The organism is Weizmannia agrestimuris (genome assembly GCF_943193165.1).
Lineage (GTDB): Bacteria > Bacillota > Bacilli > Bacillales > Bacillaceae_C > Weizmannia > Weizmannia faecalis.
Genome location: NZ_CALPDC010000002.1, coordinates 207,669 through 232,850, shown reverse-complemented (window position 1 = coordinate 232,850; position 25,182 = coordinate 207,669). Strand labels below are relative to the sequence as shown.

The window sequence follows — 25,182 nt, the reverse complement described above, 5'->3', positions numbered from 1 at the left end:
GCGGGATTTTTTTACTCTCCGTACATTTTGAACACGATTTCGCCTTTGATCACTTTTCCCCCGTCTTGATTGGCCACCACTGCTTCATACGTTTGCCGGGCGCCTTGCGCTTCTTTCAGCGTTGCCGACAGTGTCAAGCGATCGTCTAGAAAAACCATGCCCGCAAAGCGCACGCTAAATTTTTCGATGAATCCTTCGCCAACATACGGTGTAAACAGCTTTCCGAGATTTCCCATTGTCCACATCCCGTGGGCAATAATGCCGGGCAGCCCGGCTTTTTCTGCTGCTTCATCGATCGTATGAATCGGATTAAAGTCGCCGGAAGCACCAGCGTACTTGATTAAGTCCAACCTTGAAACCGGCGGGAGTTCCATGCTTTCCAGGCTGTCCCCGGGTTTTTTCGCGCGAAGGTTCATCCTTTCATCCCCTTCCGGACCGTTTCAGAAAGAATAATCGTTTGGGTTGCGGTCATGACGATTTCACCATTCTTATCTTCCGCCGTGCTTTTTATAAACAAGAAACCCATCTGTCCGAGCTTTCCTTTTCTTTCCTGGTATTTTTCAATTTCCCTATAGCAGTGCAATGCTTCTCCGACATAGAGCGGCCGTTGATATTCGAAATTTTGTTCCCCGTGTATGAGCCCAGCTTTCGGAAGGTCCAGGCCTTCTATTATCCCGTAGTCAAACGTGACCGGGAATGTCGGCGGTGCGATGTTGGCTTTAAACCCTTTTTCAGCCGCAAAGGCAGGATCTGTAAAAACAGGGTGCGGGTCACCGATGGCTTCGGCGAACTTTCTGACAGCGCCCCTTTCGATCGTATTTTGGACCGGATTTGACCGTTTTCCAATCAGTTCTTCAAACATCCGCCCGCCCCCTTATTATGCTTTCGGCCCGCCGGCAACATAGAGCACCTGGCCGTTTACGAACGACGATTCTTCCATCGCAAAGAAAAGGACCGCGTTTGCAATATCTTCCGGCTTTCCTGTCCGACCGACAGGAATCATCGATTGATTAAATGCGATAAAGTCGTCGAATTTAACGCCGAGCCGCTCAGCCGTCGCTTTTGTCATGTCGGTTTCAATAAAGCCGGGCGCAACCGCATTGGCGGTAATGCCAAACTTTCCGAGTTCAAAGGCCAGCGTTTTTGTAAAGCCCTGAATGCCCGCTTTTGCCGCCGCGTAGTTTGCCTGGCCGCGGTTGCCGAGCGCGGAAGTGGAAGAGGTATTGATGATTCTTCCGTATTTATTTTCAACCATGTTTTGCTGGACAGCCCTTGAAAAGAGGAACGCCCCTTTCAAATGGACATTCATGACGGTATCCCAGTCTTCATCCGTCATTTTAAACAGCAGATTATCGCGGATCACGCCTGCATTGTTGACAAGAATATCAATCTTTCCATACCGGGTGCACACAGCTGAAACCACCGCTTCCACCTGCGTGCGGTTTGCCACATCCGCCAGCTGCCCGAATACATCGTAACCGCTTTCTTTGAGAGCCTTTACAGTTTCTTCTAAAGCCTTTTCATTGATATCGACGAGACAGACTTTTGCCCCTTCTTTGGCAAAGGCGGCTGCAACGGCTTTGCCGATCCCTCTGCTTGCACCCGTTACAATCGCAACCCTGTTTTCAAACCTTTTCAAAACCGCTCCCCCCTCGCATGTTCGAATTTTTCTGTTTGTTTTAAATATATACAGTAAACAGTTTAAATTAAACGCTTCCTTTTGTAAATATTTGTGCATCCCTTTCAAGCACTCCACTGCCAAAAATTTTGTCAGCGCTTTATTTTTCGTATATTATAAAAAGTAGAAATATACATAAAGAGGTGGCAAGCTTGGAAAATTTTATTTTAAAACTGAAAGAATTGATCGGCCCGGATTTGGTCAGCGGAAATGAAACGGTTCTTGAGCAGCACAGCAGGGACGAATCCTATCATACACCCCATTTGCCGCAGGCTGTTGTATTTCCCGAGTCGGTGGAGCAAGTAAGGAAAGTGGTTGCTTTTGCCAATGAAAACCGCATTCCGGTGATTCCTTTTGGCCTCGGTTCCAGTCTCGAAGGCCATGTCATTCCTTATCAGGGCGGGATTACGCTTGATATGATGCGGATGAACAAAGTGGTAGAAGTACTTGACCGTGACTTTATTGTCCGGGTGCAGCCGGGTGTGACGCGCACGCAGTTAAACCGGGAGCTGAAAAAGTATGGTTTGTTTTTCCCGGTCGACCCGGGGGCGGATGCAACATTGGGAGGGATGGCCGCGACCAACGCCAGTGGCACCACTTCTGTTAAATACGGGGTCATGCGCGACCAGGTGTATGATTTAGAAGTGGTACTGGCGGACGGAACGGTCATTCATACCGGAAGCCTTGCCGCAAAATCATCGTCGGGCTACCATTTAAACGGGCTCATGGTCGGGTCTGAAGGGACACTGGGCGTCATTACCGAACTGGCTTTAAAAGTATACGGCATTCCGGAAGCAATGGTTGCGGCAAGGGCCGTTTTCGAAACGGTCAGGCAGGCGGTTGATGCTGTTGTCGCGATCCGCCAAGCCGGGATCCCGATGGAAAGGATGGAACTGGTTGACAAACGGTCGCTTCAGCAGGCAAACCGGTTTATGGGGACATCGTATCCGGAATGGCCCACTTTATTTTTGGAATTTACAGGGAACGAATCCGGGTTAAAACAAGATGTCAACTTTGCGAAAGACATCCTTGCCGAATTCCAATGCAAAAATGTTATGTTTGAAAAAGATGAAAAAGCGCGCCATAAGCTCTGGGATGCGCGGCATAAACTTGCCTACGCTTTTGTCCGCGGCACGCCGGGAAAGAAAATGATGGTAACCGATGCCTGTGTCCCCCTTCATTTCCTTCCCGAAGCCATTGAAGATACGCGCAAAACGCTTGACAGAATGGGCATGGACGGGGCCATTGTCGGCCATGTTGGCGACGGCAACTATCATGTCATTTTAATGATCGATATGGGAAATGAAAATGAAATTCGGCAGGCACAGGCGTTAAATGAACATATTGTGTCATTTGCGCTTTCAAAGGGCGGTACCTGCACAGGCGAACACGGCGTTGGGATTGGAAAGGCAAAATATCAGCGTGAAGAACACGGGCCCGCTTATGGGATGATGAAGAAAATCAAGGATCTGTTTGACCCGAATCATATTTTAAACCCCGGTAAAATCTTTATTTGAGGCTTTTGCCCGCATTTTTTTCACTTTTTGGGGCAAATGTCTATAACCATGCGCCCTGATCCACATACTCTAATGTTGAACACCGAAAAGGAGTGGGTTGAGATGGAACAAACATATGGAAATTATCCGCAATCTCAGGGGTTAGGGCATTTCGGCAGCTATGCCGGGGGAAGCCAGCCTTATTATGATGATGATATGGATATGATGCAGCATTACGGTCCGATGGGGCAAATGGGCCAGATGGGAGCAGCAGACGGTTTGGCAGGGCAATATCCGATGGCAGGGCAAATGTACCCGGGACAGCATCCCGCAACTTCGATGTATCCGGGCATGTACGGCATGCCGGGGTACGGTCAGCATATGGGAATGCCGATGGGCCCGGGGTACACAGGCGCCGGTTACGGCCATGGACAAATGCCGGGTTATCCAGGATATGCGGGCGCTGGGATGGGCATGGCCCCGGGAATGATGCACGGTTATTACCCGGGCATGACAGGCAGGGATTGTCATTGCTGACCGGGGCATACCCGCGAGCCAAATCCATAAGGCGTACCAAATAAATCCGCAGTGATACATGTAAACAGCCGGCCTGCCATTGCTTTAGTGCAACGGAAGGCCGGCTGTTTTTAACATTTCTTTTAATTGGCCGAGCGCTTCGTCGGTATGTCCGGCCCGGATCGTTTTCACCCTTTCTGTCTCCTCTATTCCGAGCGAATGGTCATATCTTGGATCATAATAATATTCGAGCAGCCATTTTACGGCCTCATGATATCGTTCAGTCTGTAAATCTTTCTCGATTTCTTTTGCAACCGGCGTGTGAATCCGTTCTTTGATGCTTTGAAAGGCACGGATGCACGCTTCTTTGTTCTCCCACGGCCGGTAATCATCCAAAATATTGCGGACCCGTTCCTCCACCGGCAATTCAATCATAATTTTCGTGCCGCGCGCTTTGTTTTCCATCAAAAATTCCGGCACCACTACTTTTCCGATTCTTTTGCTTTCCGCTTCCATCAGAATATACGGCGCATTTTTCAATTGTAAAATGCGCTCTGCCAACAAAGCATCGAACGTTTTCTGGTTATGGGAGCTTAGGCCGATATCCCCGAAAATGCTGCCGCGATGATTGGCCATGCCTTCCAGGTCAAGGACCGGATAGCCTTCCGAAGCAAGCGCCCGGAGCATATACGTTTTACCGGTGCCTGTATAGCCGCCCAGCACATACGTAACCGGATGAAAGTCCATATTTTCAAGCAGACCTGTCACCCATTTCCGGTAGGCGCGGTAGCCTCCCTGGAGCCGGTAGGCATGGATGTCCATCAGATCCAAAACGGTTGCCGCCGTTTTGCTCCGCATACCGCCGCGCCAGCAAAATACCGCTTTTTCCCCTTCTATTTCACGGAAAGCCTCGATAAAACCGGGCAACTTTTTCGAAAAAATTTCAAGTCCGCGTTCTTTCGCAGCGCGGTTGCCGGATTGGGCATAAATCGTCCCCACTTCCGCCCGTTCTTCATCATTAAATAAAGGAATATTCACGCTCCCCGGAATCGTTGCGTTCCGGTATTCGGAAGGGGAACGGACATCCACCCATGTGAGCTGCTTTTTCTCCATCCGTTTTCTTGCTTCTTCAATGGTAATGTCTTGAAACAAATATTTCCCGCCTTTCTATGGTTCCTGATGGGACTATTGCACTTTGATACGGCCGGGATGACTCGCGACGACTTCACCGATCAGGCTGGCTTCCACCCCTGATTTTACAAGTTCTTCGAGCAGCTGTTCCGCTTCATCGCCGGCAACGGACAGCAATAGGCCGCCTGATGTGACCGCATCACTTAAAATCCATTTATCTATTTGGTCCATGCCTTCTGGGAAGTCGACGACATTTTCAATATGGGCAAAATTATTCTTTGTGCCGCCCGGAACAGCACCTGCTTCCGCCAGTTCACGCACGCGCGGCAGCACCGGCACTTTGTCTTGGTAAATACGGAGCCCATTTTTGCTCCCCTGCGCCATTTCGGATGCATGGCCCAAAAGCCCGAACCCGGTCACATCGGTCGAAGCATGGATGGTGTAATCCCGGGAAATTTCAGCTGCTTTTTTATTTAAGGTGGCCATGACATTGGTCACGCGTGTGATCTCTTCTTCCGTTAATAAATCCCGTTTAATGGAAGTGGTCAAAATCCCGACCCCGATCGGTTTCGTCAATATCAGCTTGTCCCCCGGTTTGGCCCCTGCATTCGTGCGGATATTTGCCGGGTGGATCGTGCCAGTCACCGCCATCCCGAATTTAGGTTCCTGGTCATCAATCGAATGCCCACCGGCTAAAGTGACCCCGGCTTCTTTGCACTTATCACCGGCGCCTTTTAAAATATCGGCAAGAATGGCTTTGTCGAGGGTATGGATCGGAAAAGCAACAATATTCAGCGCAGTTAGCGGCGTACCGCCCATGGCATAAATATCACTAATTGCGTTTGCCGCCGCCACCTGGCCGAATGCATAAGGGTCATTGACAATCGGTGTAAAAAAGTCGACTGTCTGCACGATTGCCAAATCATCCGTCAGCTTGTAAACGCCGGCATCATCGTTCGTATCGAGCCCGACAAGCAAATTCGGATCCGCTGCCTTCGGTGGCAGCGTCCGCATCACCTGCTGCAAATCCGCCGGACCGATTTTGCATCCGCATCCGCCTTTTGTTGTCAGTGAAGTCAATTTTATTTTTTCTGATTGTGCCATATTGCATCAACCTGACCTTTCTTAAAGCATGTCTGATCCTTGTACCATTATAGACCACTTCGCAGCAAAATGCATTTTCTTCCGCTCCGTCCGCCTAATGAGGACGCTGAAAACGGATCCCGGTGGTGAAACCAGGCAGGTCGGGATAAACCCGCAACCCATTATGGTATAATAAAGGAAACAAATTTTTGAGGTGATCGCGTTGAAACTGGCATTTATATCCGATATTCACGGCAATGCGCATGCGCTCGAAGCCGTGCTGGAAGATATTGAACAAAAGCGGGCCGATAAAATTTTTGTCCTCGGCGATCTTTGCTTTCGCGGCCCGGAACCACAGCGGGCATATGAGATGGTGATGGCTTTAAATACGGAAGTGATTAAAGGAAATGCTGATGAATGGGTGTACAGGGGTGTCGGCATGAACGAAGTGCCGGAAAAGGCTTATGAAATGATGAACCGGGAGCGGGACTGGACGGTTTCCCGGATGGAGCAGAATGCAGTGGAGTCGTTGCACCAGCTCCCCGAAGAGGTAAAATACGAATACGGCGGCATCAAAATTCACGGATTTCACGCCACCCCGTACAGTTTGTTTGAAAATGTGCCGCCGGATAGTGAAAACAGCAAGTTGAAAGAGAAGTTAATGCAGGAAGACGCGGATATTTATTTATACGCGCACATCCACCTGCCGTTTATCCGCACGTTTGATGGCAAAACGTTTGTCAATCTCGGCAGTGTCGGTCTGCCGTTTGACGGGATCGCCAAAGCCTCTTATGCGATGGTGGAAATTGGCGATCACGATTACCAGGTTTCCAATGTCCGTGTTTCCTACGATGTGCAAAAGACGATCGGGTTATTTGAAGCTTCCGATTATCCGAATAAAGACAAGCTGATCGACATTTTAACCCGGGCAAAAAATGATTGAACCCACCCCCGGTTTTAACCGGGGGTTTTTTTCGGCAGAAGTTTTTGTGAAATTTTTCACGAAAGAGCATAAAAAAGCGCAGCAGCCCCATGCCAAAAAAGAGACAGCCTTTGGCATCACCCGCCATTTATTTTTTCACCTTATTATGTTATCATTAACAATTGGTATAAATTTTACTGTCATAGAAATGGAGATGTTGTTGCTTTGGCTGTTGTGAATCATACGGCAAAACCTGAACAGCAATCCGGGAAAAAGGCGGCCTGGCTTGCCGTTTTGTTTCTCGTCATTGCCGGATTCGGCCTTTTTTATGTAAAATGGTGGCCGTACTATGAGAAGTCTTTGCTTGCCGCCCATACGCATTCCATCGGGACGTCGATTCTCGGGGATCCGGGCAAATCGGCATCATTTTCATGGGATGGCACCTTCCAATATGTGATCGCGTATTTTCAGGCTGTTTGGAAAGCGGCCGTGCTCGGCATTTTGCTCGGTTCGCTCGTGCAAGTGCTCCTGCCTTCTGCATGGCTGCTTAAAGTGCTCGGCAAAACGTCATTTGGAAGTACGGTCATTGCCGGAGCGAGCGCCATTCCCGGCATGATGTGCACATGCTGCGCAGCACCGATTGCAGTCGGGCTGCGCAAAAAACAAGTGTCCACACCTGCGGCACTCGCCTTTTGGATTGGTAACCCGATGCTGAATCCGGCAACGCTGATTTTCATGGCTTTTGTATTATCATGGAAATTTACCCTTCTCCGCATCGTCGCAGGGCTTATCATGACGTTCGGGGTCAGCTGGCTGGCGGGCCGGCTTGTGAAAAACGAACAACCGGTGAACATCCGCCAGTTCGAGCCAGATGCCGGAGAAAACAACGGGTCCTTTTTCTTAAGATGGGGAAAGGCCGCCGGAAATATGATCCTGTATCTTGTTCCGGCTTATTTGCTTTCGGTTGTTGTGTTAAGTGCGGCCCGTTTCTGGTTGTTTCCGGCATTCGGCCAGCATGCCGGAAACAGCATTACGGCGGTGATCCTGCTTGCTCTTGCCGGCATGCTGTTTGTCATTCCGACAGCAGCTGAAATTCCGATTGTCCAGACGATGATGGCTTTCGGGCTCGGGACAGGTCCGGCCAGCGCACTGCTTGTGACGCTTCCGGCCATCAGCCTTCCTTCCTTGATCATGGTTGGCCGGTCGTTTTCAAAACAAACCCTTCTGTTTGTTGCAGCCTCCTGTGTTGTGGTCGGGATTGTGGCAGGATTATGTGGAATGTTTTTTTAACCAAACGATTGCCCGGAGCATATGAATAAAACGGCGCGGCTATCTGGCCGCGCCGTTTTGCATTCATTCTCTGACTTGGCCGCTCCCGTAAATCCAATATTTTGTGGACGTTAAGGCATCCAACCCCATCGGACCGCGGGCATGCAGTTTCTGGGTGCTGATGCCGATTTCCGCCCCGTATCCGAACTCAAAACCGTCTGTAAAGCGGGTGGACGCATTATGGTACACACAGGCGGCATCCACCATGAACATGAAATGTTCCGCCCGGGCCCCGTCTTCTGTTACAATCGCCTCTGAATGTTTTGTGCCGTAACGGTTGATGTGCCGGATCGCTTCATCTGTATCTTCCACCGTTTTGACGCTGATTTTAAGCGCGAGGTATTCGCAATACCAGTCCTCTTCCGCCGCCTCTTTTGCAGCCGGAAAAATTTTTCGCACCGGCTCGTCTCCGTAAATCTCCACCCCTTTTTCGGCCAGTGCGCTAAGCAGCTTTTCACCGTGCTGGGCGAGCCAATGCGCATGGATTAAAAGCGTTTCGATAGCATTGCAGACGGATGGGCGCTGTGTTTTTGCATTGACTGCGATCCGCACGGCCATTTCCGGCTGTGCTGTTTCGTCAATATATAAATGGCAATTGCCCGCCCCGGTTTCAATCACCGGTACAGAAGCTTCGCGGACAACAGTATCAATCAGCTTTTTCCCGCCTCTCGGGATTAAGACATCAAGATAATCACGAAGGTGGAACATTTCTGTTGCCGCCTCCCTGCCTGTATCTTCGATGAGCTGGACGGCATCTTCAGGAAAGCCTGTCTCCGCCAATGCGCGGTGAATGGAAGAGACGAGCGCCTGATTTGAGCAGATGGAAGACGAGCTTCCCCTTAAAATGACCGCATTGCCCGTTTTGATCGCAAGCGTGGCAGCATCGACCGTAACATTCGGGCGCGCTTCGTAAATCATGCCGATGACACCGACCGGCACTTTCTTTTTGAGGATGAGCAATCCGTTTTCTTTCTTGATTTCCTCGACCGTTTCCCCGACCGGATCTCTTAATTTCACAAGCAGCCGGACCGCTTCTGACATATCATGGATCCGCTTCTCGTTCAGCATCATCCTGTCGAGTATATTTTCCGGAAGGCCCGCCCGGCTCCCCCGCCTGAGGTCTTTTTTGTTTTCGAAAATGATCGTTTCCCGGTCCTCAAGCAAAACACGGGCAATCGCCAAAAGCGCTTTGTTTTTTTCTTCCGTTGTTTTTTTGGCGAGTACCATGCTGATATTCTTCGCTTTTTTTCCTTTTTCTGCGGCTTCAGACATTTAACCCAGCCCCTTTCTGTTTAAAGGCACCCAATGATCGCGGTGAATGACTTCTTCTGCTGCCCGCCCGCTAGGCCTCATAAGCACGCGCAACAGCTCTTCTGCACCGTAAAGCACTTCCCCTTTTCCAAGCAGCCCTTTTGCGCCGTAGACGTCCACGACATCGCCTTTTTGGAATGTGCCGGAAATTTTTTGAATGCCTGCCGGAAGCAGGCTGCTCCCTTTTTGCAGCAAAGCCTGTTCCGCGCCGCGGTCAATGTATATTTTTCCGGCACTTTCCGAAAACAGCGCGATCCATTGTTTCCGGCTCTTTACAGCTGGGCGGGTGGCTCCGATATACGTGCCGTCCCCTTTTCCTTCGAGTATCCTGACGAGTTTATCGCACCCTTTTCCTTTTCCAATAAACACCCGGACGCCGAGGGAAACCGCTGTATTTGCGGCTTTTAACTTTGACAACATGCCGCCTGTTCCTGCTTTCGACCCGGCGCCTCCAGCCATTTTCATCATCTCGGGCGTAATATGATCGATAAAATCAATGCGCTGCGCACAACGGTCGTATTTTGGATTCGTGCTGTACAGCCCATTTACATCCGTTAAAATGATGAGGCATCCGGCGTGGACAAGCCCGCTGACAAGCGCTGACAGCATATCATTATCGCCGAAAGTCAGTTCTGAGACCGACACGGAATCATTCTCATTGATAACTGGGATGACGCCGCGGCGCAAAAGTTCTGTTATCGTTGAATAAGCGTTATGGTACCGGTCTTTTGTGGAAAAATCTTTCCGGGTCAACAAAATTTGCGCCGGTATTAAGCCGTAAGTACCGAGCGCTTCCCTGTAACGCTGGATGAGCACACTCTGGCCGATAGCAGCAGCAGCCTGCTTCCCTTTTAACGTGACGGGCCGCGCCGGGTAACCGAGCAGCCGGAACCCGCACGCGACGGCGCCGGATGAAACGACGACCACCTCATGCCCGGCTTTGTGCAATGCGACAAGGGCGCCGATATGATCGGCAAACTTCTGTTCATCGATTTCACCGGCGTCATTTGTTAAAGAACTGCTTCCGATTTTTACGACGACTCTGTTTTTCTCCATGGCTTTTCTCTCCTTCTAAAAAAGGTGAAACAAAAAGGCCTTTCCGTCCCTGTAAAAAGGACGAAAAGGCCTTGCTTTTCGCGGTACCACCTTTTTTGGGCGACATTTGCGCCCCGCTCTTTTTTGATAACGCAAAACTTTGCGCCCGGTTTTCCGGGACTCGGAAGGCAGGTTCGGCAGGCCGCCTGCTGCTGCACCTTTCAGCCTGTGGGTGCCGCTCTCTTATGCAAGGGTGATCCGCCTACTATTCCTTCGTTCACGTTCAGTATTTTTAATTATCTTACAACAGCAGTCGCAGAAATGCAAGCAAAATATTTTGCTATGCATAACCCAGGCAGCCGGGACAGAAAATAAGCTTACATGCGGATTTCCCCCGAAAATGGAAAGCAAATTACTTTCTATACGGTGAAAATTTGATATACTAGTCATGTATGAGGTTTCATCACCTTTCTTTGTGAATCTTGGTACGTAATTATGGGAGGAAATTCACAATTAGGAGGGGGGAATCAGGGAACCCGTATATTTTTTTGCATCTACATATGTGTGGGAATTCCATCAGAAAAGGAGAAATAGAAGATGGCAGAAACTTCAGCTCAAAAAGGCAATCCTGAAGAAAAACCGGAAGTAACCCCGGAAACGGCAGTCGTACAGAAAGATTTGCTGGATCAATTATTGGATCCGGAAATCCAGCAATCTTTGACGGTGTTGGTTGAAAGCCTGCCGAAAATGGCCGAACTGGTCACCATGTTAAACAAAGCCTATGATTTTGCGCAATCCATTATGACAGATAAAGTGCTGGTCAATGATTTTAAAGGCGGATTTCTAGGCTTTCTGGATCCCGTTGCCGAAAAAGCAAAGGGGCTTGCCCAAACTGCGATTGAAGCAAAAGACCGTGCCGAGACGTCCACAGACACAATCGGATTGTTCGGCCTGTTGAGGTTGCTGAAAGATCCGCAAGCCCAGAAGCTGTTCCGTTTCCTGCAGTCTTATCTTGCAGTCGCGGAAGAACGCAGCAAACAGCAGTAAGGTGAATGAGAACTAATGAAAACGGGGGATCCATATGAGTAAAAAAATTGTCATTTTAGGGGCCGGTTATGGCGGCCTGTTATCTGCGTTATCAGCGCGTGAATATTTGTCAAAAGACGATGCAGCGATCACGGTCGTAAACCGTGTGCCGGACCATCAAATTATTACGGAATTGCACCGTCTGGCGGCGGGCGGCGTTTCTGAAAAACGGGTGTCGCTTCCGCTCAGAAAACTGTTTAAAGGTAAAGATGTCGACGTTCAGGTGGATGAAGTCACAAAAATCTCGCCTGATTCGAAAGAAGTATCGCTCGGAAGCGGCTTTAAGCTGAATTACGATGTGCTCGTTGTCGCACTCGGCAGCGAAACAGCTTTCTTCGGCATTCCGGGCCTTGAAGAAAACAGCTTTCTGTTAAAATCAGTGGACGATGCGAAACGCATTCATGCCCATATCGAGTCCTGCCTTGCGCAGTATGTCAAAACGAAAAACAAAGCGGATGCCACATTTGTTGTCGGCGGTGGCGGCCTGACCGGGATTGAACTGGTTGGTGAGCTGGCGGACAAGGTGCCGGTATGGTCGAAAAAATTTGCGATCGACCCTTCCGAAATCTCGCTTATTTGTGTCGAAGCGGCGCCTTCCATTTTGCCGAACTTCGCGCCAAATCTGATTGAGCGGGCAACGAAGAGCCTGGAAGCGCGCGGCGTGCAATTTTTCACAGGCATCCCTGTTACAAAATTCCAAGACAATGTCGTGGAATTAAAAGACGGCCAGAAAATCGAAACGAAGACGCTTGTCTGGACGGGCGGCGTGCAAGGAAACCGTGTCGTTGCGAATTCCGGGATTGAAGTAAACCGCGGGCGTGCAACGGTAAACGCCTTTTTGCAATCCACTTCCCACCCGGATGTGTTTGTTGCAGGCGACAGCGCGGTTGTCTTCCCGTCAGAAGGCGCACGCCCTTATCCGCCAACAGCACAAATGTCATGGCAAATGGGCGAATTGATCGGCTATAATCTTTATGCTTATTTAAAAGGCGGAAAAATGCAGACGTTCCAGCCGGTCAACTCCGGTACGCTTGCAAGCCTCGGCAGAAAAGATGCCATTGCGTTTATCGGGGAAAACCAAACGCAATTAAAAGGCTTCCCTGCTTCCGCTATGAAAGAAGCAAGCAATATTCGTTACCTGGCCCATATTAACGGGTTATTCTCACTTGTATATTAAGGAAAAAGGCGCATCCAAACGCGGATGCGCCTTTTTTAAGCCTCTTTTTCCCCGGCAAACCTAAGTTGCAGGCCGCGCTTTTTTTCGTGCAAATTTGGCCGCAACCGGCTCTACCTGCACGAAAAAAAGCCCGGCATCACCGGGCAGCTTTACAAACCACTTTTGCTTCTTTTTTTCTTTTTGTCCATATATTCCAAATACGCCTCATCGTGGGTAAGCCATGCTTGGAACTGGCGCTTTACAAATTTTTCCGCTTCTTCAAAGGCAGAAAAAGAAGGAGACTGCTTTAAGCCTCTTGCTTCGATCGCCCAGCCTTTTTGAGGGTCTTTATAAATAAAGATCGGTTCCCCGCTGCGGTTTTGGTATAAACATCCCGCTTCCTGCCCTTTGATATTGGACTGGTTATGGGCAAAATCGCGTTTCAGCGGTTCTGTTTTAAACGTTTCGACGACAAACTGCCGGAACGCCTCTTCCGTCAGCACGGCCCCCGATGCTTTTTTGTGCCCGCCCCCGTCGTATTTTTTGGCAATTTCCGATACGTCAATATGGTCATGAATCGTCCTGAAACTGATCCGTTTCTTTCCGACCATGCAAATGGCGATATAATCGAGATGCGGGTATTCTTTTGCAACGGCATTCCCCAATTCGGAATGATGCGACTCGGCATGAATAACGCCTGCATAATAACCGTCAATCACAGCCTGGTAGACTTCCCGCTTTTTTCCATTTATATATCTTTCGATTTTTTTCTCTTCCAGATCGAGGATCTTTTCTTCCAAATCATCAAATGAAAACGTTTCACTGCCGCTAAGTTTATGTAGCAAAATCTCTTCAAACTCTTCGATCGGATACAGATAGAAAAGATCATTTAATTTTTTGGCCTGCATATTCCCGTTGCGTTCCCATTCCCATGTATCCATTTGCCGGACAAGTTCGACAAACGCGTCAACAGCACCTGTCGGGTTGATTTTTCCTTCCGCTTGCAGATACCGATAAAACAAAGAAGTGGCGCTTGCCTGTTTGCCGTCTTCCTCCACCTGGACAGAAGCCCATTCATGCTCATTTAAGTGAAGCGCGCTTTTATGGTGGTCAATCAGTTTCACTTTTCCGCCCTGTGCGGCATAGGCATCAAGAAGCTGCGCATTTTTTTCATTGACCGATAAATCGGTAATCCATAACATGTCTTCTTTATGTTCTTTTTTCAAAAAAGCTTCAACCTGGGTATTTAAACCGGACACGGAATTATACTGGATTTCAATGTCTTTGCCGAATGCAAGCCTGGCAAGAATCCCGCAGCCAAGCCCGTCCAGGTCATTGTGGGTTAATAAACGATACATCAATCTTCCTCCGAAATTCAATTTTCTGTATGGTCTCCCATACGGCTGTTTTTTCACAAAATAATGCTCTTTGCCTCCGCCCGGTTCTTGGTATATACCTTGCTGCCGTCCCCGATGACAACAAGATCGCAAATGCCGAGAAAAAGCCCGTGTTCAACAACACCTGTGTAACCATCAAGCCAGGCTCCAAACGCGCCGATATCAGGCGATTTGAGCTTTATATCCACGATATAGTGGCCGCCGTCTGTTACATACGGCCGGCCTTCTTTCATCCGGAGGACAGGGTTTAATCCTTCCCGCTCAAACGTTTTCATCAAATGCTTGTATCCGAACGGGACCACTTCCACCGGCAGCGGAAAAGCGCCAAGTTGTTGAACCATTTTCCGGGAATCCACCACCCAGATATTTCTTTTTGATGCCTTTGCCACCAGCTTTTCAAACAACAACGCCCCGCCGCCGCCTTTAATGCCATTTAAGGAAGGGTCCACTTCATCGGCCCCGTCAATGGTCACATCCATTTGTGCCGTGTCGTTCAAGTCTGCTATCGGAATGCCGCATTCGCGCGCAAGTTTTTCTGTCGCACGCGAGGTGGGCACACCGGTGATGTGCAGGCCGCTTTGCACCCGTTCCCCTAATTTTTTTATCGTGTAATAAACAGTTGAGCCGGTCCCAAGCCCGACAATCATTCCATCTTCTACGAGTTCCGCTGCTTTCTCCCCGGCCATCTTTTTCCCGTCCATACCTCTGCACCTGCCTTTACTTTGATTTTATAACAGTCTTAAAGAATTATAAAGGAAAGCGCAAACAGCCATGAAATGAAAATAAAAAAATCGCTCTGCCTTTCAAGGTTTAAACGCAACACGCACACACACGGGCCATTTTTGGATAATATAACCGGACATGCCGGGCCTTATACAAGCATACATTCACGGGCGGCCGCTTTTTGCGCTTTTTCGGGCAATCCAACAACTTTGAAGCTCGTTTTCCGTCAGGCTTTTTGTTCACCGGATCACAATGGCCTGGCTGCCCATCTGCTTCCACGCTTTCTCAAATGCTTCACGGCCAAGCTGCTTATTTTTTGTTCCATACGGGTCATTCACATAAATATGGCCTGGATCGTACCCTGTAATGACAACACTGTGTTCGCTGTATGTGATGTTAATACTTCCCTGGGGCGTGTCCCATGTTTTGAAATCAGAAACCGGCTGAAACCGGGCTGTCGTAATCACCCAGACAGCATGCCCTTCCTCAACATTTTCCAGGATTTTTGAAAAAGGCTGTCCCGTTAAATCCGCCGCTCTTTTGCCGGCATATTTTTTGGCCAGTTCAAAAACAGGGCCGTGGTACACGCCATACCCGGGACCATCCTCCATGTTCCCGACAAAACCTGCGTTCGGATTGCCGTGCTGCCCGTTTTTATAGGTAAACGGCACATACTTGATTTCTTCCGCCAATTGATTCTTGGTCACATGAAAACCGTTATCGACAAGCAGCATCGCGAGGCTTGTCACTTCACAGCCGTTATAAAGGCGGGGCGCATCCATTTGCCTGATAATCGGCACATCGAGCAGTTTTTTGGCAGCAGCGTTATTTTGCGCGGATTTTTGGGCCGATTCTTTATGGGTCAGATACTCATTTAAGGCGAGCAACATGACGATCAATACGATTGCTGCAAAAATGAGCCTGGATGATTTCATCTGTGCTACTCCCCTTTCGGTTATGGCGAAAGCATTCACCGTCTTTCCGTTCTTTCCTGTATGCACTTTAACCCCTGCCGGCCGGGGAAGCGCACGGGAAACTGTCTGTCCCGCTTTTAAGCCGGCCACGGGAAGCCGCCATTCCTGCAGAGAAACCAGTCTTGAATTATTATATGGATAAATTGGAAAGAACTCAACTCCGCGTAAGAGCAATCCAAAATGAACATCAAAGGACTGCTGTTATGTAATCTCACGTGCCGATGAAAAATACGTATATTTTTGTCAGGTTTTCTTACACAAAGATGGTCTAAACGGCTTTTTTGGTATATATTAATAAAAACACCTTACAAAGGGAGGATGCACCGGTGGCAACGAATGAATCATACTTGGAAAAGAAAGTCATCTCGATCGGAACGGTATGTGAATTAACCGGCTTAAGTGAAAGAAGAATCCGCTACTATGAAGAAAGGAAATTGATTTTCCCGGAACGGACAAACAGAGGGATCCGGAAATATTCATTTACCGATGTTGAACGCCTGATGGACATCGCCAATAAACGTGAAGAAGGCATCCAGACTGCGGAAATCCGCAAAGAATATATGAAAGAGAAAAAATACAATGAACGCACGATGCGCGAACAAGTCATCCGCGGCCAGCTGAATGCTTATTTCCGCACAAGAGAATAATGCATCAAACGGCAGCCGGGCAGGCTGCCGTTTGCGCAAGCTGTTTATTCATACACGCTCCGGATATCCGTGTTTGCAGGAAGGGCGAACGGATTGTCCTTGTTAATATGGTCATAGAACATAATCCCGTTCAAGTGGTCCATCTCATGCTGAAAAACAATCGCGGGATAGCCCTTTAATTTAATGAGCACTTCATTCCCGTCCAAATCGTATGCCTTTACTTTAATCCGTTCATAACGCGGCACAAAACCATCCACTTTCCGGTCAACCGACAGGCAGCCTTCCCCTTGCGGAAGGTAGATCATCGATATCGAATGGCTGACCAGTTTTGGATTAAAAACCGTGTACGCCTTTTCACCGTCTTCATCCGCAATATAAACGGCAAACATCCTTTTATTAAGGCCGATCTGATTTGCGGACAATCCAACGCCTGCACGCAAATTGCATTTGCCGGCAATCTCCGGATCCTGGCTGTTTTTTAAAAACTGGAGCATGCAGCGCAGTTCCGCTTTGTCTTCTTCAGTTGGCGGCATGTTCACTTCATCCAGCACTTTTCTTAAAATCGGATCGCCTTCCCTGACGATATCATCCATTGTAATCATATAATCATCATTATATTTGCTCATAGATTGAACCCTCATCTGCCTTTTTCCTGAAATTCTATTTACCCGGCACGGGACGGCCCCGGAACCGGCTGCCATTATACCTGTTTGGACATTGTTAATCTTACCATACCGCAGCAAAAAAATCTAAACAGACGGAACGCCGGACACGGTTTCCGCCAATGCGAACCCCCTGCCTATCATAAACCGGGCACACCTTTTAAAGGGCGGCCCGGTATTTTCAGCTTTTTGCCGTTTTGGCCCGAGATGGAGCGTCCGGCGCACAACAGCTTGCTGTATTGCAGTGGTTTTTCAATGCACAGGAAGCGCACTGCCCTTCCCTGCTTTTTTTGATAAAACGGATCAGCGTAAATGCCGCATAAGCAAAAATCACAACACCGAGCAAAATACTAAATAACATCGGAACATTCCCCCGTTTTAAAAAGCGATGAACCGCCCAATATTGTAAATCAGAAAAGCGATCAAGTAAGCAATCACAAGTGCATAAGCGATCGAAAAAAGCGTCACTTTCCCCGAACCGGTTTCTTTATGGATAATGGCCACGGTCGAAAGGCATGGAATGTATAAAAGAATGAATACCATGAAACTATAGGCCGAAAGCGGTGTAAAAGCATGGGAAATCACACCTGCCAGAGATGCGCCGTCTGGAACAAAATAGAGGACGTTCATCGTCGAAACGACCACTTCTTTTGCCATAAAACCGGTCAGAAGGGCAGCCGCGGCCTGCCATGTTCCAAAACCGAGCGGCTTGAAGACAGGCGCAATCCATCCGCATAGGATCGCCATAAAACTTTTATCGACAGGCACATTGAATCCGCCCGGCCCCGCATTCGAAATGAGCCAAATGGCTACCGTGCCACCGAAAATCAAAGTCCCTGCTTTCCGGACGAAACCTTTCCCTTTATCCCATGTGCTTCTGTACAAACTCCGCGCATTCGGCACGCGGTACGGCGGCAGTTCAATGACAAAAACAGAACCTTCCGTTTTTACCACCATTGAAAATACTTTGGCAAGCAAAAGCGCAACGACAATGCCGAGCACATACAGCGACAGGACAATGAGTGCCTGATGGTGGCGGAAAAAAGCCGCGACAAACAAACTGTAGACCGAAAGCCGCGCAGAACAGGACATCAATGGGGTCAAAAGCGTCGTTAACAGCCGCTCTTTCGGCTGTTCAATCGTCCTTGCTGCCATGACGCCGGGCACATTGCAGCCGAAGCCGATAATAAGCGGAATAAACGCTTTTCCGTTCAAGCCGACTGATTCCATCACCCTGTCCATGACCATCGCTACCCGTGCCATATATCCGGAATCTTCAATCACCGAGATAAAGAAAAACAAAACAAAAATTTGCGGCACAAAAACGAGAACGCCGCCAACTCCGGCCACAATCCCGTTTAACACAAGATCACGGATAAACGGTGTTGCCCCCGCTTCTTTCAACCCTGCTTCAATCCAGGCGGTCAGCGGGCCTGAAAAAAACTTGTCAAGCCAATCCGATAAAGGGGTGCCGAGCCAGTTGAATGTAATGCAAAATACCAAATACATCATCACAAGAAAGATCGGCACGCCAAGGTATTTATTCGTGACGACGGCATCTATTTTCTCCGTCAGCGTTTTCTTTTCTGCCGCCGTTTTTTCAACAGCGGTTTCCATTAGCCTGTCAATAAATTGCTGCCGCTTTTTAAACATTTCCTGCTTAATGGAAGTATGCGGGTTGGCGGCACGGAGCCTGCGCTCCACACCCGCGCAAAAATCTTCGAGTTCCGGCTTTACATTCATAAACGCCGGAATTTGGCGAATCACTTCATTGCCTTCCAAAAACTGGAGCGCCAGCCATCGTTTGTTCAATGACCGGAAATCCGGCAGCCGGTCCATGAGATAGGTCGCCGCATGCTCCAATTCATCGCCGTAATCAATACGGAAATCGGGCACAACCGCCTTTTCTTGCATCTGCTCCGATATGGCCTTGCATCCTTTTCCTGTCCTTGCAATAATCGGCACGACTGGAATGCCGAGGGCTTCTGCAAGTGAACGATCGTTCACTTTCATGCCGCGCGATTTTGCAACATCTATCATATTCAGCCCGATCAAAACCGGCTTTCCGTACTCCATCAATTGGATGGTCAAATGCAGGTTCCGTGCAAGCTGGGAAGCGTCGACGATATTCAAAACGGATGTGAAGTCTTCCTCAATTAAGAATCTCGATGCCACCGCTTCATCTTTAGAAAGCGGGTTCAAGGCATAAATACCGGGCAAATCAATCAGCACCCCGGCATTTTCCTTCAGCTGGCCCACCTTTTTTTCAACGGTGACACCTGTCCAGTTTCCAACATATTCATATGATCCGGTAAGCTCATTAAAGAGTGATGTTTTTCCCGTATTGGGGTTTCCAAATAAAGCGACCTGCATTATAAACACTCCACTTGGATCCGCATTGCTTCTTTTTTGCGGATGCCGATGCACTGCCCGCTGACTTCAAGCATGCAAGGCCCGCCGAAAGGCAATCCGCATTTATAACAAACTTCCCGGCCTTCAAGCACACCCAAATCAAGAAGGCGCCTTTGAATACTTTGATCAATGCTTGATAAATCTGTAATAATCCCTTTGCTTCCGGGTTTCAGTTCGGTCAAGACCATGGTATGCCCCTCCCAGAGATAGAGAAATAGCGTCTGTTCATTGATAATGATTATCATTCTATATTCCTATCATACCGCATTTCATTGTGAGCGTCTATCTTATTTTCAGGAAACAAGGGAAACTTTCACATATTTATGTGAAATTATTCACATAAATATGCATTGACAGCCGGCTTGTCCGCCACAACATGCAAAAAGCGGGCCCCTTAAAGGAGTCCCGCTTTTTGCGGCAAATGCACGCCGCTTTTTTCAATGCGGCGGACAGCTTCCATAAGCCTTTCTTCATCCTGTACAAGCGCGATTCTGACATATCCTTCGCCGTGGGGACCAAAGGCGTTGCCAGGCGTAACCACAACGCCGGCTTTGTCCATCAGTTCATATGTAAAAGCGAGGGACTTTTTGCCTTCCGGGATTTTGGCCCACAAAAACATCGTAGCATCAGACGGGCGGATTTCCCAGCCGATCCGCGATAATCCGGAAACAAACAAATCCCTTCTTTTCTCATACAGTGCAGCATTGTGGCGCGCGAATTCCTTGCCGTTTGCCAAAGCAGCGGCAGCCGCCCTTTGGACCGGTTCAAAAATGCCGTAATCCATATGCGATTTCATTTGGGCAAACAGCCGGATCACTTCCCGGTTCCCTGCCAGAAAACCGATCCGTGCCCCCGCCAGGTTAAAGCTTTTCGATAAGGAATTAAATTCAACCCCCACATCTTTTGCCCCGTCAACAGACAGGAAACTGATCGGCTTTTTCCCGTTAAAGACGAGTTCACAATAGGCAAAATCGTGGACGACGACGAGATCATATTGTTTTGCAAACCGGACGGCTTCTTCAAAAAACTTTTTCTCAGCAAGCACCGGGATTGGGTTGCCCGGAAAATTCAGCATCATCATTTTCGCTTTTTTTGCGATCTCTTCCGGGATTTTTGACAAATCCGGCATAAATCCGTTCTCTTCCAGAAGTGGCATCGGATAAGGTACGGCTTCCGCCAGTTTTACCCCTGATTCATAGGCTGTATAACCGGGATCCGGAACGAGAATGATATCGCCGGGGTTACAAAAGACGAGTGGAAGATGGATAATGCCATCCTGGGAACCCGCAAGCTGAATGATTTCGTGTTCAGGATCCAGTTTCACTCCGAACTGTTCGTAATACCGGGCCGCCGCCTCGTAGAAAGCTCCGATCCCGGAAATTGTATACCCGTATTGGCGTGGGTCAGCTGCATTTCGGGCCATTTCTTCCATTACAAAAGCAGGCGGTGCCTGATCCGGACTCCCGATGCTTAAGTCAATCATCCGGTTGCCTTCTTCTATTTTTTTCTTTTTGTACGCCAAAAGCTCATTGAATATCAACGTCGGTAACTGGTTCATGCGTCTTGCAGTGTCAACCAAAAGCTTTTCCTCCCAATTTCCCGGTCCTAGGGCTTTGTGTGCCTGTTCCAGGATGCATTAGCATAAGATTAAAAGGTTTATAATGATTTATTGTACCACACTTTCCGGCATCCTGGGAGCTGTTATCATACAGTTATAGTTGGAAGCGAAGGATCCGGCCTGATTAAAAGCCTGACGATTGCGTAAGAAGCCCGTTTCTTATGCTTTTGATTCCGTAGCCACGTTTGCATCCGCTTGTTCAATCCGGTTTGCGGAGTTGTTTTTCCGCCATCTGAAGCTGTGCCGCCACTTGTGCATGTCCTGTTCCCCCGGCGCTGTTCCGCATTTTTACAACATGAACCGGTTTCAGCACTTCAAAAATATCGGCCTCAAAAAGCGGGCTGAACGACTGGTATTCATCCAGTGTCAGGTCAAGCAAATACTTGCCGTGCTGAATGCCATAAAGGACAATCTGCCCGATCACCGCATGCGCCTCACGGAACGGCAGCCCTTTTTTTGCCAAATAATCGGCAATATCGGTTGCATTCGCGTAATCGTTCGAGACAGCCCGGAACATCTTCTCCCGGTTCACTTTCATCGTTTCAATCATCGGCGCAAGCAGCTTAAGCGCCCCTTGAAGCGTATCAGCCGTATCAAAAATGCCTTCTTTATCTTCCTGCATGTCTTTATTATAGGCAAGCGGCAACCCTTTCAGGACGGTCAACAGCCCGATGAGGTTCCCGAACACCCTTCCCGTTTTCCCGCGCAAAAGTTCGGGGACATCGGGATTTTTCTTTTGTGGCATAATGCTTGACCCCGTGCAAAAAGAATCATCCAGCTCGATAAACTGGAATTCCTGGCTCGACCACAGCACCAGTTCTTCCGACAAACGGGAAATATGCGTCATCAATATAGCGGCATTTGCCAAAAATTCAAGCACAAAGTCGCGGTCGCTGACAGCATCCAGGCTGTTCGGATAAATGCGGGAAAATCCGAGCAGTTCGCGCGTCCGTTCCCTGTCAATCGGAAAAGTCGTCCCGGCAAGCGCCCCGGCACCGAGCGGCAGCCAGTCCGTCCGCTTTAAGCTGTCTGAAAATCTCTCTTTATCACGTTCCAGCATCCAAAAATAAGCGAGAAGATGGTGGGCAAACAACACCGGCTGCGCCCGTTGCAGATGGGTGTAACCGGGCATCATCGTTTCTTTGTTTTCTTTTGCTTTCGTCACGATGGCTTCCTGGACGAGCGCAATCAGGCGGATCATTTCTTTTGTCGTTTTCCGGACATACAGGTGCATATCGGTCGCAACCTGGTCATTCCGGCTCCGCCCTGTATGCAGCTTCCCGCCGGCAGGGCCGATTTCATCCATCAACATTTTTTCGATATTCATATGGATATCTTCATTCTCAACTGTAAATGCTGCTTCTCCGTTTTTGATTTTTTCGGCAATTTTCCGAAGCCCTGCTTTGATCTGTTCCACATCGTTTTCAGGCAAAATGCCGCATTCGCCGAGCATTTGGACATGGGCAAGGCTCCCTTCAATATCTTCAAAAGCAAGCCTTTGGTCATATCCGATCGAAGCTGTATAGCTTTCAACAAGCTGATTCGTTTCCTTTGTAAAACGTCCGCCCCAAAGCTTTGACAATGTCATTTCCTCCTGCTGCAATAGAATTAAAAAATGAAGGCTGCACGGCAAACCGCCACAGCCTTCCGGATATTTTACCGTTTTCTCCCGGCCCGGTAAACAAGTGAAAAATACCTGAACGGGCCGGTTCCAACCTTGAAATTTGCCGTGCTTATGATTTAACATCAGGAACAGCGGCCAAATGGCTTATTGATTTAGCACTTTCCCGTTTTCCTGGATTTCGGCAAATACTTTTGTCGGCAGCCCCCACAGTTTGATGAAGCCGACTGCAGCATTATGGTCAAACGAATCGCCTTTCAAATAGGTCGCCAGTTCTTCATTATACAGGCTGTACGGGGATTTTCTTGCCACTACCGTGTGGGTGCCTTTAAACAGTTTCACGCGGACCGTGCCGGTGACCGTTTTCTGTGTTTCCTCGACAAACGCATCGAGCGCGGCCTTTAACGGCGAATACCAGAGTCCTTCATAAATGATTTTGGTCAACTGCTGTTCCACCGTTGTTTTAAATTGTGTCACTTCACGCGGCAGCGTTAAAAATTCCAGTTCTTTATGGGCATTGATCAGCACGACTGCAGCAGGGTTTTCGTATACTTCGCGCGATTTGATCCCGACAAGGCGGTTTTCAATATGGTCGATTCTGCCGATGCCATGCTTGCCGGCTGTCAGGTTCAGCTCTTCGATCATTTGGACGAGGCCCATCGCTTTGCCGTTTAAGGCAACCGGGACGCCTTTTTCAAACGTAATTTCAATATATTCTGGCTCATCCGGCGTCATTTCGACCGGCGCAGTCCAGTCGAATGCTGCTTCCGGCGCTTCGTTCCAAGGATTTTCAAGGACGCCGGCTTCGCACGCTCTTCCCCATATATTGGCATCAATCGAAAACGGATTATCTAAGTCTACCGGAATCGGAATATTGTTTTTCTCCGCATATGCAATTTCTTCATCGCGGGTCATGCCCCATTCACGGACAGGCGCAACGACTTTCAGGTTCGGGTTCAGCGCCTGAACGGACACTTCAAAACGGACCTGGTCGTTCCCTTTTCCGGTACAGCCGTGCGCCACGGCAACGGCGCCTTCCTGTTCCGCGACATCCACTAGAAGCTTTGAAATAAGCGGGCGGCTAATCGCAGAAGACAGCGGATATTTTCCTTCATAGAGCGCATTTGCCTTTAATGCCGGCAATATATAATCTTTTGCAAGCATTTCTTTCCCATCTATGATCACAGCTTTGATTGCACCGACATTCAGCGCTTTCTGGCGGATCGCATTTAAATCTTTGCCTTCGCCGACGTCAATGCCAAGAGCAATAACATCATAGCCGTATTTTTCCTGAATCCATTTAATCGATACGGATGTATCCAAACCGCCTGAGTAGGCCAATACAATTTTTTCCTTTGCCATTTCTCTCTCCCTACCTCTTTGTATAATTAATATTGAAGTTGAATTTTTATACACCTATTATATCGGATTCATTCAACATTTTCCAGTAGTTTTTTTAAAATGGCTTTATGGGCATGGAGCCGGTTCTCCGCCTCGTCAAAAACCGCGGAATGCGGGCCGTCAATGACCGCCTCCGTGACTTCTTCGCCGCGGTGGGCGGGCAGGCAATGGAGGAAAAGAAAATCTTTTTTTGCCAGTTTGCATAATGATTCATTTACCTGATAATCTTGTAAATCTTCGAGCCGTTTCTTCGTTTCGTCTTCCTGCCCCATGCTCGCCCACACATCGGTGATGACCACATCGGCATTCCGGATCATTTCTTCCGGGTTTTGGCCCACTTCAATACAGACCCCTTTTTTGGCCGCTTCTTTTTGAGCCTCGGCAAGAATGCCGGCATTCGGCAAATAGCCTTCCGGGGCAGCGACGGACATATGCATGCCCACCTTTGCCGCCCCCTCGAGCAATGAGTGGCACATATTGTTATTGCCGTCCCCGAGGTAGCAGATTTTAAGCCCGGCCAGTTGTCCTTTATATTCCTGAATGGTCAGCAAATCAGCCAAAACCTGGGTCGGATGGTGCAGATCGGTCAGCCCGTTGATTACAGGGACATCTGCGTGGCGCGCAAAAGACTCGATGGTTTCGTGCGCGAATGTGCGGATCATCAGGCAGTCGACATAACGCGACAACACTTTTGCCGTGTCATGGATCGTCTCGCCGCGCCCGAGCTGAATATCCCTTGAACTGAGGAAAAGAGCGTGGCCGCCGAGCTGGAGCATGCCGGCTTCAAAAGAAACCCGGGTGCGCGTGGATGATTTTTCAAAAATCATTCCGAGCACTTTCCCTTTTAAGTACGGGGTCTCCTTCCCTTCTTTATGCGCTTTTTTTAAAGCGGCCGCTTCCTGAAGCAGATCGTTCAACTCCTCTTCCTGCAGCGCGCCGATTGTTAAAAAATCTTTCTTTTTCGTACGGGCCAATGTCGCCATC

The 25,182-nt window shown here is 48.8% G+C and carries 26 protein-coding genes; 8 read left to right on the top strand and 18 right to left on the bottom strand.

Features of this window, described 5'->3' with window-relative positions:
- Positions 1-11: 11 nt before the first annotated feature.
- From NFR98_RS02535 to fabG, 3 genes are read right to left on the bottom strand one after another with little or no spacing between them, the layout of a single operon-like run.
- Complete coding sequence (locus NFR98_RS02535; RefSeq protein WP_017550423.1) at positions 12-416, bottom strand: MaoC/PaaZ C-terminal domain-containing protein; 405 nt, start codon at positions 414-416, stop codon at positions 12-14.
- Positions 413-862 (bottom strand): MaoC family dehydratase N-terminal domain-containing protein, encoded by a 450-nt coding sequence (locus NFR98_RS02530; protein WP_017550424.1) that lies wholly within the window; start codon positions 860-862, stop codon positions 413-415. The genes NFR98_RS02535 and NFR98_RS02530 overlap by 4 nt, the downstream gene beginning before the upstream one ends.
- A gap of 15 nt (positions 863-877) precedes the next feature.
- A complete protein-coding gene (gene fabG, locus NFR98_RS02525; RefSeq protein WP_230951731.1) occupies positions 878-1,738 on the bottom strand; it encodes a 3-oxoacyl-ACP reductase FabG in 861 nt (286 codons plus the stop codon).
- A 92-nt stretch (positions 1,739-1,830) separates the two neighbouring features.
- Between fabG and NFR98_RS02520 the strand changes: the two genes are divergently transcribed.
- Together NFR98_RS02520 and NFR98_RS02515 are read left to right on the top strand one after the other, a co-directional pair.
- On the top strand, positions 1,831-3,195 hold the full coding sequence (locus tag NFR98_RS02520; RefSeq protein ID WP_251459600.1) for an FAD-binding oxidoreductase: 1,365 nt from the start codon (positions 1,831-1,833) through the stop codon (positions 3,193-3,195).
- A gap of 102 nt (positions 3,196-3,297) precedes the next feature.
- Positions 3,298-3,711, top strand: coding sequence for a hypothetical protein (locus tag NFR98_RS02515; RefSeq protein WP_061565756.1), 414 nt, complete (start codon positions 3,298-3,300; stop codon positions 3,709-3,711).
- 84 nt (positions 3,712-3,795) lie between these two features.
- Here the strand turns inward: NFR98_RS02515 and mnmH are convergent, their stop codons facing one another.
- Together mnmH and selD are read right to left on the bottom strand one after the other, a co-directional pair.
- Entirely contained in the window at positions 3,796-4,842 is a 1,047-nt protein-coding gene (gene mnmH, locus NFR98_RS02510; RefSeq protein WP_014098253.1) for a tRNA 2-selenouridine(34) synthase MnmH, read from the bottom strand.
- 33 nt (positions 4,843-4,875) lie between these two features.
- A complete protein-coding gene (selD, locus tag NFR98_RS02505) occupies positions 4,876-5,925 on the bottom strand; it encodes a selenide, water dikinase SelD (protein ID WP_014098252.1) in 1,050 nt (349 codons plus the stop codon).
- 202 nt (positions 5,926-6,127) lie between these two features.
- Between selD and NFR98_RS02500 the strand changes: the two genes are divergently transcribed.
- The 3 genes from NFR98_RS02500 to NFR98_RS02490 are packed head-to-tail and all read left to right on the top strand — an operon-like array spanning position 6,128 to position 8,116.
- A complete protein-coding gene (locus NFR98_RS02500) occupies positions 6,128-6,847 on the top strand; it encodes a metallophosphoesterase family protein (protein ID WP_013859407.1) in 720 nt (239 codons plus the stop codon).
- On the top strand, positions 6,840-7,064 hold the full coding sequence (locus tag NFR98_RS02495; protein WP_251459598.1) for a hypothetical protein: 225 nt from the start codon (positions 6,840-6,842) through the stop codon (positions 7,062-7,064). Before NFR98_RS02500 ends, NFR98_RS02495 begins: the two co-directional genes overlap by 8 nt.
- A complete protein-coding gene (locus NFR98_RS02490; RefSeq protein WP_251459596.1) occupies positions 7,052-8,116 on the top strand; it encodes a permease in 1,065 nt (354 codons plus the stop codon). Before NFR98_RS02495 ends, NFR98_RS02490 begins: the two co-directional genes overlap by 13 nt.
- Positions 8,117-8,179: 63 nt before the next feature.
- On the opposite strand, the gene NFR98_RS02485 is transcribed toward NFR98_RS02490, so the two are convergent.
- Positions 8,180-9,427, bottom strand: coding sequence for a glutamate-5-semialdehyde dehydrogenase (locus tag NFR98_RS02485; RefSeq protein ID WP_035184808.1), 1,248 nt, complete (start codon positions 9,425-9,427; stop codon positions 8,180-8,182).
- On the bottom strand, positions 9,428-10,522 hold the full coding sequence (proB, locus tag NFR98_RS02480) for a glutamate 5-kinase (RefSeq protein WP_179234417.1): 1,095 nt from the start codon (positions 10,520-10,522) through the stop codon (positions 9,428-9,430).
- A 576-nt stretch (positions 10,523-11,098) separates the two neighbouring features.
- Between proB and NFR98_RS02475 the strand changes: the two genes are divergently transcribed.
- Both NFR98_RS02475 and NFR98_RS02470 read left to right on the top strand, forming a co-directional pair.
- The gene (locus NFR98_RS02475) at positions 11,099-11,548 is read left to right on the top strand and encodes a helical membrane plugin domain-containing protein (protein WP_035184804.1); all 450 of its coding nucleotides are present in this window, start codon (positions 11,099-11,101) and stop codon (positions 11,546-11,548) included.
- 34 nt (positions 11,549-11,582) lie between these two features.
- Positions 11,583-12,764, top strand: a complete 1,182-nt coding sequence (locus NFR98_RS02470) for an NAD(P)/FAD-dependent oxidoreductase (RefSeq protein ID WP_251459594.1) — start codon at positions 11,583-11,585, stop codon at positions 12,762-12,764.
- A gap of 149 nt (positions 12,765-12,913) precedes the next feature.
- Here NFR98_RS02470 and NFR98_RS02465 read toward each other — a convergent pair whose 3' ends face one another.
- The 3 genes from NFR98_RS02465 to NFR98_RS02455 all read right to left on the bottom strand — a co-directional run bounded on the left by NFR98_RS02465 (position 12,914) and on the right by NFR98_RS02455 (position 15,798).
- Positions 12,914-14,101, bottom strand: coding sequence for a DHH family phosphoesterase (locus tag NFR98_RS02465; protein WP_251459592.1), 1,188 nt, complete (start codon positions 14,099-14,101; stop codon positions 12,914-12,916).
- 53 nt (positions 14,102-14,154) lie between these two features.
- On the bottom strand, positions 14,155-14,841 hold the full coding sequence (gene rpiA, locus NFR98_RS02460) for a ribose-5-phosphate isomerase RpiA (RefSeq protein ID WP_035189947.1): 687 nt from the start codon (positions 14,839-14,841) through the stop codon (positions 14,155-14,157).
- 261 nt (positions 14,842-15,102) lie between these two features.
- A complete protein-coding gene (locus NFR98_RS02455) occupies positions 15,103-15,798 on the bottom strand; it encodes a C39 family peptidase (protein ID WP_014098245.1) in 696 nt (231 codons plus the stop codon).
- A 365-nt stretch (positions 15,799-16,163) separates the two neighbouring features.
- Here NFR98_RS02455 and NFR98_RS02450 point away from each other — a divergent pair, with 365 nt between their 5' ends.
- Positions 16,164-16,484, top strand: coding sequence for a MerR family transcriptional regulator (locus NFR98_RS02450; RefSeq protein WP_014098244.1), 321 nt, complete (start codon positions 16,164-16,166; stop codon positions 16,482-16,484).
- A 44-nt stretch (positions 16,485-16,528) separates the two neighbouring features.
- On the opposite strand, the gene def is transcribed toward NFR98_RS02450, so the two are convergent.
- From def to argF, 8 genes are all read right to left on the bottom strand, one after another.
- Positions 16,529-17,110: a peptide deformylase gene (gene def, locus NFR98_RS02445; protein WP_014098243.1), complete on the bottom strand. Its 582-nt coding sequence runs from the start codon at positions 17,108-17,110 to the stop codon at positions 16,529-16,531.
- Between the two features lie 217 nt (positions 17,111-17,327).
- Positions 17,328-17,507, bottom strand: coding sequence for a FeoB-associated Cys-rich membrane protein (locus NFR98_RS02440; protein WP_014098242.1), 180 nt, complete (start codon positions 17,505-17,507; stop codon positions 17,328-17,330).
- A 17-nt stretch (positions 17,508-17,524) separates the two neighbouring features.
- Positions 17,525-19,519, bottom strand: coding sequence for a ferrous iron transport protein B (gene feoB / locus NFR98_RS02435; protein WP_014098241.1), 1,995 nt, complete (start codon positions 19,517-19,519; stop codon positions 17,525-17,527).
- A complete protein-coding gene (locus NFR98_RS02430) occupies positions 19,519-19,746 on the bottom strand; it encodes a FeoA family protein (RefSeq protein ID WP_026104508.1) in 228 nt (75 codons plus the stop codon). Before NFR98_RS02430 ends, feoB begins: the two co-directional genes overlap by 1 nt.
- 206 nt (positions 19,747-19,952) lie before the next feature.
- Positions 19,953-21,137, bottom strand: coding sequence for an LL-diaminopimelate aminotransferase (locus tag NFR98_RS02425; protein WP_061577604.1), 1,185 nt, complete (start codon positions 21,135-21,137; stop codon positions 19,953-19,955).
- A 238-nt stretch (positions 21,138-21,375) separates the two neighbouring features.
- Positions 21,376-22,758 carry an argininosuccinate lyase gene (gene argH, locus NFR98_RS02420; RefSeq protein WP_251459589.1) on the bottom strand — a complete coding sequence of 461 codons (1,383 nt, stop codon included), beginning with the start codon at positions 22,756-22,758 and terminating at the stop codon, positions 21,376-21,378.
- 186 nt (positions 22,759-22,944) lie between these two features.
- Positions 22,945-24,159 carry an argininosuccinate synthase gene (locus tag NFR98_RS02415; protein WP_179234420.1) on the bottom strand — a complete coding sequence of 405 codons (1,215 nt, stop codon included), beginning with the start codon at positions 24,157-24,159 and terminating at the stop codon, positions 22,945-22,947.
- A gap of 68 nt (positions 24,160-24,227) precedes the next feature.
- Positions 24,228-25,181: an ornithine carbamoyltransferase gene (gene argF / locus NFR98_RS02410; RefSeq protein WP_035189940.1), complete on the bottom strand. Its 954-nt coding sequence runs from the start codon at positions 25,179-25,181 to the stop codon at positions 24,228-24,230.
- Position 25,182: the final 1 nt, after the last annotated feature.